The following is a 13,342-nucleotide window of genomic DNA, read 5'->3' as shown; positions in this document are numbered from 1 at the left end:
CGGTGACAGCATCGACGAAGGCACCGGATCGGCGGTGGTGAACGTGCCGGCAGGGAGCGCGAACTCGGTTCTCGTCCGCGTGACCGGTGACCCGGGACGGATCGGGAGCACACGGTCGACTGCCCGGTCCTCCGACGGTCAGATCCGTAGGGCGGTGAACGGCGCGACCGGAATGTTGCGCACGACGAACCACACCGCGGTGAGGACCAGCACGATGTGCGGGGCCCACCGGTATCGCGTCCACCGCGGCATCGGTGTGCCCCGCCTCCTGCTCCACGTCCATGCTCCGAAGACCACGACCAGCACGCCCAGCGCGACCAGGGCGAGAGCGTTGTAGTGCAGCGCGGCCGGCACGTCGAGATGGACGAGCGAATACATCATCCGGGAGGAACCGCAACCGGGACACAGGATTCCGAACAGCGAATAGGTGGGGCAGGGCGGAATGATCCCGCCGGGCGTGGTCGGGTCGGCCCACGCCACCGCTGCGCACACCGCGATCGCACCCGCGGCGACCGCCATGGGGGCTGCGAGCGCGCGCCTCGTCCTCATCGCCTCAGGCGTTCCTCGAGCCGGGCGCGTACCTCCGGCCACTCGTCGTCGGTGAGGGAGAACAACGCGGTGCTCCGCCAACTGCCGTCGCGGCGTCTGCGGTGCTTGCGGAGCAGGCCTTCCTCGGTGGCGCCGAGTCGGCGCAGGGCGTCGCGCGAACGGGTGTTGTGCTCGTCGGCGTGCCAGGTCACACGCACGGATCCCAGCTCGTCGAACGCGCGGTGCAGCAGAAGCAGTTTCGATTCGCTGTTGACGTGGGTCCGTTGCACGCGCGTCGACAGCCAGGTGTAACCGATCACCAGCGTGCGGTAGGTGGGCTCGAGCAGGTAGTACGACGTCGACCCCAGCACCTCGCCGGTCGTCCGGTCGACGATCGCGTAGGGGAGGCGCCCGGGATCGGCCACGGCGTCGCGGACGAAGGCGTGTGCGCTGTCGAGGTCGCGGATCTCGGTGGACGACCACCGGAAGATCGTGTCCGGATCGTCGGCGGCCTTCAGCAACCCCTCGGCGTGCGAGTCGGTGACGGGCTCGAGTCGGATACGAGGACCCTCGAGGACGGGATGTTCCGTCCAGTTGTCGTTCATCGCCCTCCCCCGGTCGTCGTCGGAGGGCGAGCGCAACCGGTTCGTTCCGTCTGCTGCCACGGAGTTCTGTGCGAGACGCGCAGGAAGACGAAGAACAGCACGACCAGTAGGACCGCACGTCCCCACACCCCGATGTGGACGAGCGTGAGCGGCAGGGCCATGTCCGTTTCGCCGGCGGTGGCGGCGAACCACCGGAAGATGCCGATGCCGATGGCGAGGTCGGCGAGAAGATACGCGGCGACGAGACCCCACGGCACACGCAACAGGATCAGCAGCGGCAGCAGCCACAGGGTGTACTGCGGTGAGTGCACCTTGTGGAAGAGCACGAAACCGCACAGCATCGCGGCACCGGTGCCGAGCCAGGGATAGATGCCGTCGCGCAGGTACCGGCGCCATCCGAGCCACAGCGCGAGCGCGAACGACAGCGCGATCAGCGTCGGCGACAGCTGGGCCACCAGGTCGTTGTATGCGGGGGTGTTCTCGTATCCCTGGTAGCCGCCCATCAACGGCCGCATCCCCCAGTACCAGATGGAGTTGCTGGTCCCGTCGGCTTCCCGGTTCTGCTGGAAGGCGAACGACGCGCGCCAGCCCTCGTAGCCGAGGAGTGCGAAGGGCAGGTTGATCGCGGCGACCGTGGCCGCCGCCGTGCCCGCGACGGCGAGGGCGCCGGGGACGTCCCGCTTCCGGTCGGAATCCGGCCCGCCGGTGAAGACGTAGGCGACGAGCGGCAGCACGAAGATGCCCGGATAGAGCTTGAGACAGAATCCGACTCCCAGCAGCACCGCCGCGACCACCCCGCGAGTCCGCAGCGACCAGCGTTCGAGCGTCAGCACCGCGACGGCGGCGACGGTGACCGCCACGACCGGCAGGTCCCAGTTGAGGAAGGCGTAGAGCACGAGCGGCGGCGTGAGCGACCACAACAGTGCGGCCCACCCGGCCATCCGGGCGAGCAACCATGCGGTGAGCAGACCGAAGGGCGCGAGCAGGAGAGCCGACTGGAGGAGGAACTCCGCGTCGGTGTGGGCACCGATCGCCCCTACCCACATGAGCACCCCGCTGAGCACGGGGTATTCGACGGTGCCTCCGGTCAGTGCTCCCGAGGAGGTGATCCCTCCGTCGACGAAGGGGAACACGTGCGTGTTGATACCGCGGCCGATCCACAACTGCTGGATGTCGGAATAGCAGACGTTCGCGTCCTTGATGTCCTCGAACCGCAGCGTGCGGCCCTCGGCGTCGAAGGTGGGGCCGGCGCACCGGGCCTTGTTCAGGTAGCCGAACCACATCATCACCGCGCACGTCAGGACGGCGACGAGTGAGACGGTCCCGGAACTCGTGCGCATGTCCTCACCCTAGGACAAATCCTCTGCCTGCGAAGGCCGGCGATTTCGCTGGTCGCCGGGCTGTCGTGTACCCTTCATGGGTTGCTGACGCAACGACCCTCCTGTCACGGAACGTCCGTGACCGTTCACAGTCCATAGGAGGTGATGAGGTCTTATGCGTCATTACGAATTGATGATCATCCTGGACCCCAGCCTGGACGAGCGCACCGTCGCTCCCTCGCTGGAGACGTTCCTCAACGTCATTCGCCAGGAAGGCGGCAAGGTCGACAAGGTCGACGTGTGGGGTAAGCGCCGTCTCGCCTACGAGATCGCCAAGAACAGCGAAGGCATCTACGCGGTGGTCGACATCAGCGCGACGCCTGCTGCCGTTGCAGAGCTGGATCGCCAGCTCGGCCTGAACGAGTCGGTGCTCCGCACCAAGGTTCTGCGCCACGGCAAGTGAGCCTGTCGGCGCCGGGCCGTAGGCTCTGGCGCATCAGGACTCCCCACACTGCAGGAGGAACCACATGGCAGGCGATACCGTCATCACCGTGGTCGGCAATCTGACCGCCGACCCCGAACTGCGTTTCACCCCCGCGGGTGCTGCGGTTGCGAATTTCACCGTCGCATCCACGCCCCGCGTGTTCGACCGTCAGTCCAACGAATGGAAGGACGGCGAGGCTCTGTTCCTGCGCTGCAACATCTGGCGTGAGGCAGCGGAGAACGTGGCCGAGAGCTTGACTCGCGGCTCGCGTGTGATCGTGCAGGGCCGGCTCAAGCAGCGCAGCTACGAGACGCGTGAAGGCGAGAAGCGCACTGTCGTGGAGCTCGAGGTCGACGAGATCGGCCCCTCGCTCCGTTACGCCACGGCCAAGGTCACCAAGGCCGGTCGCGGCGGCGGTGGCGGAGGCTTCGGTGGTTCCTCCGGTGGATCGGGCGGTGGCCGTCCCGCTCAGAACGCGAACGTCGGCGGAGACGACCCGTGGGGCGATGCCCCGCAGTCGGGCTCCTTCGGCGGTTCCGGGGACGACGAGCCTCCGTTCTGATCCGACCTCGATCGGAACATCCAAAATTACGGAGAACGACCATGCCTAAGTCGCCCGCGCGCGAGAAGGTTTTGAAGAAGAAGGTCTGCACCTTCTGCAAGGAAAAGAACGTGCAGATCGATTACAAGGACACGACGCTGCTGCGCAAGTACGTCAGCGATCGCGGCAAGATCCGCGCTCGCCGCGTCACCGGCAACTGCGTGCAGCACCAGCGCGACGTCGCTGTTGCTGTGAAGAACTCTCGTGAGGTGGCTCTGCTCCCTTACGTCTCGACGACTCGCTGAGGAAAGGGAGGGACACGATGAAGCTCATCCTTACTGCTGACGTGGACAACCTCGGTGCGCCTGGCGACACCGTTGAGGTCAAGGACGGCTACGGCCGCAACTACCTGCTGCCCCGCGGCCTGGCGATCGTTGCCACCCGTGGTGCCCAGAAGCAGGTCGAGGGCATCCGCCGTGCTCAGGAGGCTCGCGCCGTGCGTGGCCTCGAGCACGCCCAGGAGCTCAAGACCGCCATCGAGGGCCTCGAGGACGTCTCGCTGAGCGTCAAGACCTCGAGCGACTCGGGCAAGCTGTTCGGCTCGGTCACCGCTGCCGATGTCGCCGGTGCTCTCAAGGCTGCCGGTGGCCCGGTTGTCGACAAGCGCATCGTCGAGCTGCCCAAGGCTCACATCAAGGCGACCGGTAAGCACCAGATCGTCGTGAAGCTGCACCCGGACGTCACCGCGAAGTTCACACTGAACGTCGTGGCTGCCTGATTCCGGCCTCCCGAGGAGCCCCGCGCCTGCTTGGCGTGGGGCTCCTCGTCGTCTGTGCACAGCCTGTGGATAAACCGGGGGGTAAACCACACCGTTGTGACTCCTCGGAATGTCGTTCGGGGAACGAAAGGGTGAACACGCCCGTCCCTGCGACACGCCGAAATTCTTTTCCTCCACAGGTGTGAGAAGCCATTTTTTGCTTTCTACCTGCGGAGATGTGAGATGTGAGATGTGTTGTCCCCAGGTTGTGCACATCCGGTGCACAACCCTGTCCTCCCCTTTCCACAATTCATCCCCAAGTGTGTGCACAACCCGAGTTGTGGACGATCATCCAGATCCCTAACGTCGGGCGCACGACTCCACACACAGGATGTCGGTAGGGGCGAGTAGAACCGGACACGAACCCCGGGTACCGACACCGGGAGTGCGTGCAGGTATCCGCCGGTGCGCAGCGCACCGAGTGGGGACATGTGGAGGAAGGCAGGCACTGCAGTGGCCGTCGTTGACGATCGTGGTAATCCCGAATATTCGGGACCTCCCGAGGAACCGAGTGGAGACTTCGGCCGCCAGCCCCCTCAGGATCTCGTGGCCGAGCAGTCCGTGCTCGGCGGCATGCTGCTGAGCAAGGACGCCATCGCCGACGTTCTCGAGGTACTGAGGCCCGGCGACTTCTACCGGCCCGCTCACCAGGCCGTGTACGACGCGATCCTCGATCTCTACAGCCGTGGCGAACCCGCCGACCCGGTCACCGTGTCGGCCGAACTCGACCGGCGCGGCGAGCTCAAGCGTCTCGGCGGAGCCGCCTACCTCGTCACGCTCACCCAGACCGTGCCCACCGCGGCCAACGCCGGCTACTACGCCGAGATCGTCGCCGAGAAGGCCGTCCTGCGACGGCTCGTGGAGGCCGGCACCCGCATCGTCCAGTACGGCTACGCCGGTGCCGAAGGCCAGGATGTCGCCGAGGTCGTCGACCGCGCGCAGGCCGAGGTCTTCGAGGTCGCCGAACGACGCACCACCGAAGACTTCGTGCCGCTCGAAGAACTTCTGCAGCCCACGATGGACGAGATCGACTCCATCGCCAGTCGCGGTGGCATCTCCCTCGGTGTGCCCACCGGCTTCGCCGAACTCGACGAGCTCACCAACGGGCTGCACGCCGGCCAGATGATCATCGTCGCCGCCCGCCCCGGTGTGGGCAAGGCCCTCGCGCTCGACACCCCCCTGCCCACCCCCACCGGCTGGACCACCATGGGCGAGGTCGGCGTGGGCGACGAACTCCTCGGCGCCGACGGCCGACCTACGCGCGTCCTCGCCGCCACCGAGGTGATGCACGGCCGTCCGTGCTTCGATGTCGTGTTCTCCGACGGCACTGTGATCGTCGCCGACGAGCAGCACCAGTGGCGCACCGGCGACGGTGCGATCCGCACCACCGGTGAACTCCTCGCCACCGCCGAGGCGCCGCACGATATCGCCAATGCCGCTCCCCTGGCGCTTCCCGCCGTCGAACTGCCGGTCTCCCCCTTCACACTCGGCGCGTGGCTCGGCGGTCCGTCGGCCGATCCCGAACTGCACATGCGGGTCGAAGGCGAGGGCGGCTTCACCAGCGCCCTCGTCGCCCTCGGTGCCCATATCCCCGCCGAGTACCAGCGAGCATCCGAACAGCAACGCCGCGAACTCCTCGCGGGCCTGCTCGACGCCGGTGGAGAAATCGACGACGACGGCACCATCCGGTTCGTCGGCTCGTCCGAGCAGTTGGCGCAGGGCGTCGCCGAACTCCTCGCAGGTCTCGGTTACGCACCCGCTCTCGACGGCGTCGAGATCTCCTTCACCGCCGACGACGACGTCTTCGTGTTGCCCAGTAAGGCCGTGCGGCACAAGGAATGCCGTGCCGAGACGCCGCGTGGACGCCGCGTCGTCGCCGTCCGCCCGGTTCCGTCGGTCCCGGTGCGGTGCGTCGAGGTCGACGGCGACCACATGTACCTCGCGGGTCGCGCGATGGTGCCCACGCACAACTCCACGCTCAGTATGGACTTCATGCGGTCGTGCTCCATCAAGCACGGCATGGCGTCGGTCATCTTCTCCCTCGAGATGGGCAAGACCGAGATCGTCATGCGTCTGCTGTCCGCGGAGGCGAAGATCAAGCTCGGCGACATGCGATCCGGGCGCATGACCGACGACGACTGGACGCGCCTCGCCCGCCGCATGAGCGAGATCAGCGAGGCGCCGCTGTTCATCGACGACTCACCGAACCTCACGATGATGGAGATTCGCGCGAAAGCGCGGCGGCTCAAGCAGAAACACGACATTCGTCTCATCGTCATCGACTACCTGCAGCTCATGTCGTCCGGTAAGAAGGTCGAGTCGCGTCAGCAGGAGGTCTCCGAATTCTCGCGTAGCCTCAAGCTTCTGGCGAAGGAGCTCGAGGTTCCGGTCGTCGCGGTGTGTCAGCTCAACCGTGGCCCGGAGCAGCGCACCGACAAACGGCCGCAGGTCTCCGACCTTCGTGAGTCGGGTTGCCTGCCGGCGTCCACGCGCATCATGCGCGCCGACACCGGTGCCGAGGTCACGCTCGGCGAACTGCTCGAGTCGGGCGAGGAGCCCCTCGTGTGGTCGCTCGACGAACGCATGCGGATGGTCGTCCGGCCGATGGTGAAGGTCTTCCCCAGCGGACGTAAGGAAGTCTTCCGATTGGAGCTGGCCTCGGGGCGCCGTGTCGACGCCACGGCGAACCATCCCTTCCTCACCATCGACGGCTGGATGCCGCTGGGCGAGTTGATCGCCGGTGAGCGTGTCGCAGTGCCGCGCGCGGTGCCCGCACCGCTCGACGTCATGCCCGCGTCCGACGACGAGGTGGCCGCTCTCGCAGATACCGCCGTGGCCGGCCTACCGGTCCCCACCCGCGCGTTCTCGCTCCCCAAGGAGCAGGTCGCCGAGCTGGTCTGCCACATCTGGGAAGACGGCGGTGAGGTCTCCTGGGACGCAGGCACTGCCCGCGCCGTCGTCCGCTACCGGTCGGCGGATCGCCGCCTCGCCGACGACCTCGCGCGCCTGCTCCTGCGCATCGGCGTGTTCGCGCGGATCACCGATACCGGCGACGGCTGGGACCTCACGGTCACCGGGGCGGAGAACCAGGCGGTCTTCCTCCACGACGTGGGTAAGCACGGAACCGCGGCGCAGTGGGTCCTGGCGCAACTCGGACCGAAGCTCGTCAAGCACAGCCCCGACACCGTCACGCCCGAGATCGAAGCCGAGCTCGGCGAACTGCTCGCGGTCGAGCAGCTCGCCCCGATCGGGCCGGTCGCATCCGCCACCCCGCGCACCGTCACGGGCGCACGCTCGCGACTTGCCCGGGTCGCCGACGTCCTCGACACGGCCGACATCGACATGGTCGCCACCAACAACGTGTTCTGGGACGAGATCGTCTCGATCACGAGCCTCGGTGAACAGGACGTCTACGACGGAACGGTGCCCGGCACACACAATTTCGTCGCCGACGGTATCGCGGTGCACAACAGCCTCGAGCAGGACGCCGACATGGTCATCCTGCTGCACCGCCCTGATGCATTCGAGCGCGACGACCCGCGTGGTGGCGAGGCCGACCTCATCGTCGGCAAGCACCGTAACGGCCCCACCGCGACCATCACTGTTGCCCACCAGCTGCACCTGTCGCGGTTCGTGGACATGGCGCGAGGCTGATCCGAGTCGTCGCCTCGCCCTGTGGGGAGGCGACAGCCCTCGTCCTGACTCTGCGAGATTCGTAGTGAAAGGTGCTCAGCAGCAGGAGGTTGCGTCGGCCTTCGACGTGAAGTTGCCGTCCTGCTGCTCGTCCGGGGTGCCGGCCGTGCAGCAGGCTCCGCTGCCGGATTCCCGCGGGCCGTCGAGATGCTGTGGGCTCGACCCGAAGGTCTCCGAATCTGCCAGGACGGTGTACACCTCCCACTTCTCCCCTGCCGGTCCCGTCACCCACGCCTTGTCCTGCGTGGCGTAGCAACAGGTCGTGCCCATCTCCTCGTCGGCGAACAGGCCCGCTTCGGTCAATCGGGCGATCTCGGTGTGCACCTTCTCGGACGAGTCGACCTCGACCCCGAGATGGTTGATGGTCCCGCCCTTGCCGGGATTTTCGAACAGCACCAGTTTCAACGGTGGATCGGCGATCGCGAAGTTGGCGTAGCCCGGTTCGAGCTTGGCCGGTTCGGTGCCGAACAGTGTCGAGTAGAAGGCGACCGCTTCGGGCAGATCGTCGACGTCGAGGGCGAGCTGGATGCGTGACATGACAGCCTCCACTAGTGGGACATATATCGAATTGCTACTACAGGATCCTCCCCCATTTCGACATATGTCAAGAAGGTCGCTAGAGTCGAATCATGCCGAAAGCTCTGCCTGTGATCGATGTTCGCGCTCCGATCTGCTGCGCACCGGTATCGGCCGCACCGATGAGTGACGATGCCGCCCTCGGGGTCGCGTTGAGGTTGAAGGCCCTGGCCGATCCGGTGCGCATCAAACTCGTGTCGATCCTGCTCACCGCAGACGAAGGTGCGGTGTGCACCTGCGATCTTGCAGCCGGTGTGGATCTTGCGGAATCGACGGTGAGTCATCATCTCGGACAATTGCGCAAGGCCGGCATGGTCGAATCCGAGCGACGCGGAATGAACGTCTATCACCGCGCCCGCTCCGAGTCCCTCGAGGCGCTCAGGGTCGTTCTGGATCCGAACTGCTGCCGTTGATCGAATCCGCGAAACGAGTGGGCGCCCCGCTATCCGTCCGGTCTCGAGGAACAGACCGGCGTCTCCCGGCAGATCCTCTCGAATCACCTCGCGTGCCTGCGGGGTTGCGGATCGATGGTCGCGGTCCCGGAAAGCCGGCGGAATCGATACGGGTCGGCGGATCCCCGACTCGGGCATGCACTCGACGGCCTGATCGGCCTCGTGCTGGACGTCGACCCCGAGTGCTGCTTCGTCGGCAACCGGAACCCATTGCGACTGCTGTGACGACGAGAAGGGCGGACATCGATGAAGGCACGAATGACGGACAGGGCTCGTGAGGTGTATCGGCACGAGATGGACGCAGCGAAAAATGCTGCAGAGGCAGAGGATCGGTGGCGTCACCTCGAGCGGGCCCACATTGCGTCCCAGCCCGATCCGTGGTTGCACACATGCAATCACGTCGCCATGCTCGCCCTCGCATTGCGGCAACGTGATCGGCGGGAGGCGCTCGGACAGGTGGTGCGAATCCTCGTCGCTGCCCCAGGCTCGTGGACGGGACGATATCCCGAGGGCAACACGGGGCGAGTGAGTGCAGGGCTGACCACGCCCATGACCGTTCCCTCCGACCTGGCCGACGAGTTGTCGCGGTAGGCGCGGCGATCGTCTGCGTCACTGCCGGGCCTATCCTCGACGTGGCGGACCGGTGGGAAGGTAGACGATGACGTTCATCAAGATGTGCGGATTGCAGGACGAGGCGACGGTCGATCTCGCCGTCGAACTGGATGTCGATGCGGTCGGTTTCGTCTTCGCCGAGAGTCCCCGTCGAATCCCCCCCGACCGGGCTGCAGCCCTTCGCGCCCGCGTGCCCGCCGGAACACTCGCGGTCGGCGTCTACGTGAAGATGCCGCTCGACGAGATCATCGCGACCGCCCGCGCTGCCGATCTCGACCATGTCCAGGTGCACGACCTGCGGTCGGCCGACGACGTACGCATATTGCACGACGCCGGGCTGACGGTGATCCGCGCGGTCAACACCGGAGGAGCCGAGGCACTGTCCGAGGACTTCGGTGCCGACCTGCTGCTCGTCGACGGTGCCGTCGCCGGTGCCGGCAAGACGTGGGACTGGCAGGATCGCAGTGCTCTGCCATCCGGTCGATGGATCCTCGCGGGCGGACTGAATCCCGAGAATGTGAAGAAGGCGATCGCCACGTCCGGGGCGTGGGGTGTCGACGTCTCCAGCGGTATCGAAGCCGAGCGCGGCGTCAAGGATGCCGGTCTCATGAGGGCGTTCGCGTGGTCGGTCCGGGGACGAGCCCCGGAGTGACCTGTTCGGCCGAGCGAACCGTGCGTCAGTGCGCGGCGTCGGCCTTCTTCCGCCGCGGGATCAGGTGCATGATCAGCACGACGATCGCGCCCACGAGGAGACCGACGACGGCCGACGCTACCGTTCCCGCCGTCCACGACAGAACGCCGCCGAATCCGCCGTGCACGAGTTCGCCGAACCAGTGCTCGAGGTCGTGCAGGCGATCGGCGGGCCAGTGGAATCCGGCCTCGCCGACGTTGACGAGAAGGATGTGCCCACCGACCCACAGCATGGCGGCGATACCGACAACGGTGAGAACGGTCATCAGCTTCGGCATCGCCGTCACGAGACCGCGACCGACGCGCTGAGCGAAGGTGGACTTCCGTTTCGCGAGCGCCAGGCCGACGTCGTCCATCTTCACGATCAGGGCGACCACGCCGTACACCAGGACGGTGATGAGGACGGCGACGACGATGAGGACGAGCAGGCGGGTCAGGAAGGGTTCGTCCTCGACCGAGGCCAGCGAGATCACCATGATCTCGGCGGACAGGATCAGGTCGGTGCGGATCGCGCCGCCGATCATGGCCTTCTCGAACTCGGGGCCCTTCTCCGCCGCGGTGGCTTCTTCTTCGTGGTGACCGCCGGTGAGCGCTTCGTAGACCTTCTCGGCGCCCTCGTAACAGAGGAACAGACCGCCGGCGATGAGCAGATAGGGCAGGGCCTGCGGGAGGAACTGGCTCAGGATCATCGCGACCGGCAGGATGATCAGCAGCTTGTTGCGGATCGACCCGATCGCGATCTTGCGGATGATCGGCAACTCGCGATCGGGGGTGAACCCGTGCACGTAGCGAGGGGTGACGGCCGTGTCGTCGACGACCACGCCCGCTGCCTTGACGCTCGCCCTGCCGGCCGCAGCGCCGATGTCGTCTATGGATGCCGCGGCTGCCTTCGCAAGTACCGCGACGTCGTCCAGAAGGGCGACGAGACCACCAGCCACGGGAACCTCCCACAGTTCGGCTGCACCGAGCCGATCGACCGACACGCGATTACGAGTCGTCTCGGAACGCTACCGGACCTGCGATGACGTGCAACGCGGTGTCCGGAGCATGCCGGGGACGACGTGCGTCCACACCGAGCGCCCTACGCGGGCGCCCAGTGTGACAGACCTGTGGGTACCCGGTGGATGCGGTCGCCGAACTCGATCATGCCGACGATGTCAGCTCGGCGATCAGAGCTTCGACCTTCGCCCGGATCTCGTCACGGATCGGACGCACGGCGTCGATTCCTCGTCCGGCCGGGTCGTCGAGCACCCAATCCCGGTACGAGGTGCCGGGGAACGCCGGGCAGGTGTCGCCGCACCCCATCGTGATCACGACGTCGGAGGTCTGCACGGCGTCGGCGGTGAGGATCTTCGGGTTCTCGCCGGAGATGTCGATTCCGACCTCGGCCATCGCTGCGACCGCAGCAGGGTTCACCTCGTCGGCGGGCGCGGACCCGGCGGAACGGACTGTGATGCGGTCCCCCGCGAGGTGGCTCAGGAATCCGGCTGCCATCTGGGACCGACCGGCATTGTGGACGCACACGAACAGCACCGACGGAACGGCGGTCACGACGCACCTCCGGCACGTGTGGCGAAACGTGTGCGCAGGGCCAGAGCCACGTAGACGAGTGCGACGAGGACGGGCACTTCGATGAGAGGGCCGACGACTCCCGCCAGGGCCTGCCCGGACGCAACTCCGAACGTGCCGATCGCGACGGCGATGGCGAGTTCGAAGTTGTTTCCCGCGGCGGTGAAGGCGAGTGTGGTGGTGCGTTCGTAGCCGAGTCCTACGGCAGCACCGAACAGGTACCCGCTCCCCCACATGATCGCGAAGTACGCCAGCAGGGGGAGCGCGATGCGTACGACGTCGAGTGGTCGTGAGGTGATCTGCTCGCCCTGCAGTGCGAACAGGATCACGATGGTGAACAGCAGTCCGTACAGTGCCCACGGTCCGATGCGCGGCAGGAAGGTCTGCTCGTACCAGCTGCGGCCCTTGGCCTTCTCGCCGAATCGACGAGTGAGGAAACCGGCGACCAGCGGGATCCCGAGGAAGATCAGCACGGATTTCGCGATCTGCCACGGGGAGACGTCGAGACCGGTCTGCTCGAGGCCGAGCCATCCGGGCAGCACCGACAGGTAGAACCAGCCGAGGGCGGCGAACATGATCACCTGGAAGACCGAGTTGATCGCGACCAGCACGGCTGCGGCTTCCCGGTCGCCGCACGCGAGGTCGTTCCAGATGATCACCATCGCGATGCAGCGCGCGAGGCCGACGATGATCAGACCGGTGCGGTATTCGGGCAGATCCGGCAACATCAGCCACGCGAGCGCGAACATCAGTGCGGGACCGACGATCCAGTTGAGGATCAGAGACGAGATCAACAGGGTGCGGTCGCCGGTGACCGTGTCGAGACGGTCGTAGCGCACCTTCGCCAGCACCGGATACATCATGATCAGAAGACCGAGGGCGATCGGCAGCGAGATTCCGTCGATCTCGATGAAGCCCAAGGTTTCTCCGAGTCCGGGAACCGTGCGCCCGAGCAGCAGGCCGACGACGATGGCGGTGCCGATCCAGACGGGAAGGAAGCGATCGAGTGTCGACATCCTGCCCATGACGGGGGTGTCCACAGCGGTGCGCTCCCTCATGCGGGTACCTCGGCCGATTCGGTCACGAGCACATCGGAGAGTTGTCGTAGTGCGGCCGGAACCACCCAGTAGTACACCCACGTTCCGCGACGCTCGCACTCGAGCAGGCCCGCCTCGCGCAGAACTCTGAGGTGGTGCGAGATCGTCGGTTGGGACAGATCGAACGAGCCCGAGATGTCGCATACGCACGCCTCACCGCCGGCATGGCTCGCGACCAGCGACAGCAACCGCAGGCGCACCGGATCGCCGAGGGCCTTGAACATCCGGGCGAGGTCGGCGGCGCGAACCCCCGTCACGGGTTCGCGCACGAGTGGAGAGCCGCACACGTCGTCACCCGCGAGGTCTTGATTCGACATGTGTCTATATTGACAGATGTCGAATCTGCATACGGATCCGGA

Annotated in this window: 16 protein-coding genes and 1 pseudogene; 9 read left to right on the top strand and 8 right to left on the bottom strand. The window is 66.3% G+C overall.

Annotated elements, in window-relative coordinates; translation table 11 throughout:
* Window positions 1-138 precede the first annotated feature (138 nt).
* From PV766_RS13790 to PV766_RS13780, 3 genes are read right to left on the bottom strand one after another with little or no spacing between them, the layout of a single operon-like run.
* Entirely contained in the window at window positions 139-519 is a 381-nt protein-coding gene (locus PV766_RS13790; protein WP_084421316.1) for a DUF2752 domain-containing protein, read from the bottom strand.
* Between the two features lie 26 nt (window positions 520-545).
* Window positions 546-1,133: a GNAT family N-acetyltransferase gene (locus tag PV766_RS13785; RefSeq protein WP_129975142.1), complete on the bottom strand. Its 588-nt coding sequence runs from the start codon at window positions 1,131-1,133 to the stop codon at window positions 546-548.
* A complete protein-coding gene (locus tag PV766_RS13780; protein ID WP_421097236.1) occupies window positions 1,130-2,473 on the bottom strand; it encodes a glycosyltransferase 87 family protein in 1,344 nt (447 codons plus the stop codon). Before PV766_RS13780 ends, PV766_RS13785 begins: the two co-directional genes overlap by 4 nt.
* Before the next feature lie 154 nt (window positions 2,474-2,627).
* On the opposite strand from PV766_RS13780, the gene rpsF reads away from it, so the two are divergent.
* From rpsF to dnaB, 5 genes are all read left to right on the top strand, one after another.
* On the top strand, window positions 2,628-2,915 hold the full coding sequence (gene rpsF / locus PV766_RS13775; RefSeq protein WP_016931707.1) for a 30S ribosomal protein S6: 288 nt from the start codon (window positions 2,628-2,630) through the stop codon (window positions 2,913-2,915).
* Window positions 2,916-2,979: 64 nt separating this feature from the next.
* Window positions 2,980-3,498, top strand: coding sequence for a single-stranded DNA-binding protein (locus PV766_RS13770; RefSeq protein WP_064062336.1), 519 nt, complete (start codon window positions 2,980-2,982; stop codon window positions 3,496-3,498).
* A gap of 41 nt (window positions 3,499-3,539) precedes the next feature.
* Window positions 3,540-3,782 (top strand): 30S ribosomal protein S18, encoded by a 243-nt coding sequence (rpsR, locus tag PV766_RS13765; RefSeq protein WP_006550800.1) that lies wholly within the window; start codon window positions 3,540-3,542, stop codon window positions 3,780-3,782.
* A 17-nt stretch (window positions 3,783-3,799) separates the two neighbouring features.
* Window positions 3,800-4,255, top strand: coding sequence for a 50S ribosomal protein L9 (rplI, locus tag PV766_RS13760; RefSeq protein ID WP_026002765.1), 456 nt, complete (start codon window positions 3,800-3,802; stop codon window positions 4,253-4,255).
* Between the two features lie 492 nt (window positions 4,256-4,747).
* Window positions 4,748-7,948 carry a replicative DNA helicase gene (dnaB, locus tag PV766_RS13755; protein WP_421097235.1) on the top strand — a complete coding sequence of 1,067 codons (3,201 nt, stop codon included), beginning with the start codon at window positions 4,748-4,750 and terminating at the stop codon, window positions 7,946-7,948.
* A 75-nt stretch (window positions 7,949-8,023) separates the two neighbouring features.
* Here dnaB and PV766_RS13750 read toward each other — a convergent pair whose 3' ends face one another.
* Window positions 8,024-8,524 (bottom strand): ArsI/CadI family heavy metal resistance metalloenzyme, encoded by a 501-nt coding sequence (locus PV766_RS13750; RefSeq protein ID WP_421097234.1) that lies wholly within the window; start codon window positions 8,522-8,524, stop codon window positions 8,024-8,026.
* 92 nt (window positions 8,525-8,616) lie between these two features.
* Here PV766_RS13750 and PV766_RS13745 point away from each other — a divergent pair, with 92 nt between their 5' ends.
* The 4 genes and pseudogenes from PV766_RS13745 to PV766_RS13730 all read left to right on the top strand — a co-directional run bounded on the left by PV766_RS13745 (window position 8,617) and on the right by PV766_RS13730 (window position 10,279).
* Window positions 8,617-8,976, top strand: a complete 360-nt coding sequence (locus PV766_RS13745) for an Rv2640c family ArsR-like transcriptional regulator (RefSeq protein WP_129975148.1) — start codon at window positions 8,617-8,619, stop codon at window positions 8,974-8,976.
* Window positions 8,977-9,000: 24 nt separating this feature from the next.
* Window positions 9,001-9,240 (top strand): annotated as a pseudogene (locus PV766_RS13740) (helix-turn-helix domain-containing protein); the annotation flags it as partial.
* Between the two features lie 21 nt (window positions 9,241-9,261).
* Window positions 9,262-9,606, top strand: coding sequence for a DUF3703 domain-containing protein (locus tag PV766_RS13735; RefSeq protein WP_255161889.1), 345 nt, complete (start codon window positions 9,262-9,264; stop codon window positions 9,604-9,606).
* Between the two features lie 67 nt (window positions 9,607-9,673).
* The gene (locus PV766_RS13730; protein ID WP_421097233.1) at window positions 9,674-10,279 is read left to right on the top strand and encodes a phosphoribosylanthranilate isomerase; all 606 of its coding nucleotides are present in this window, start codon (window positions 9,674-9,676) and stop codon (window positions 10,277-10,279) included.
* 25 nt (window positions 10,280-10,304) lie between these two features.
* Here the strand turns inward: PV766_RS13730 and PV766_RS13725 are convergent, their stop codons facing one another.
* The 4 genes from PV766_RS13725 to PV766_RS13710 form a co-directional block, all read right to left on the bottom strand.
* Window positions 10,305-11,255: a DUF808 domain-containing protein gene (locus tag PV766_RS13725; RefSeq protein WP_172506131.1), complete on the bottom strand. Its 951-nt coding sequence runs from the start codon at window positions 11,253-11,255 to the stop codon at window positions 10,305-10,307.
* A gap of 205 nt (window positions 11,256-11,460) precedes the next feature.
* Window positions 11,461-11,868, bottom strand: a complete 408-nt coding sequence (locus PV766_RS13720; RefSeq protein ID WP_421097232.1) for an arsenate reductase ArsC — start codon at window positions 11,866-11,868, stop codon at window positions 11,461-11,463.
* Window positions 11,865-12,944: an ACR3 family arsenite efflux transporter gene (arsB, locus tag PV766_RS13715; RefSeq protein WP_421097231.1), complete on the bottom strand. Its 1,080-nt coding sequence runs from the start codon at window positions 12,942-12,944 to the stop codon at window positions 11,865-11,867. Before arsB ends, PV766_RS13720 begins: the two co-directional genes overlap by 4 nt.
* A complete protein-coding gene (locus tag PV766_RS13710) occupies window positions 12,941-13,300 on the bottom strand; it encodes an ArsR/SmtB family transcription factor (RefSeq protein WP_064062343.1) in 360 nt (119 codons plus the stop codon). The genes arsB and PV766_RS13710 overlap by 4 nt, the downstream gene beginning before the upstream one ends.
* Between the last annotated feature and the right edge of the window lie 42 nt (window positions 13,301-13,342).

It is taken from the genome of Rhodococcus sp. As11, assembly GCF_048957735.1.
Taxonomy (GTDB): Bacteria; Actinomycetota; Actinomycetes; order Mycobacteriales; family Mycobacteriaceae; genus Rhodococcus; species Rhodococcus gordoniae.
This window is presented reverse-complemented; position numbering and strand designations above follow the sequence as displayed.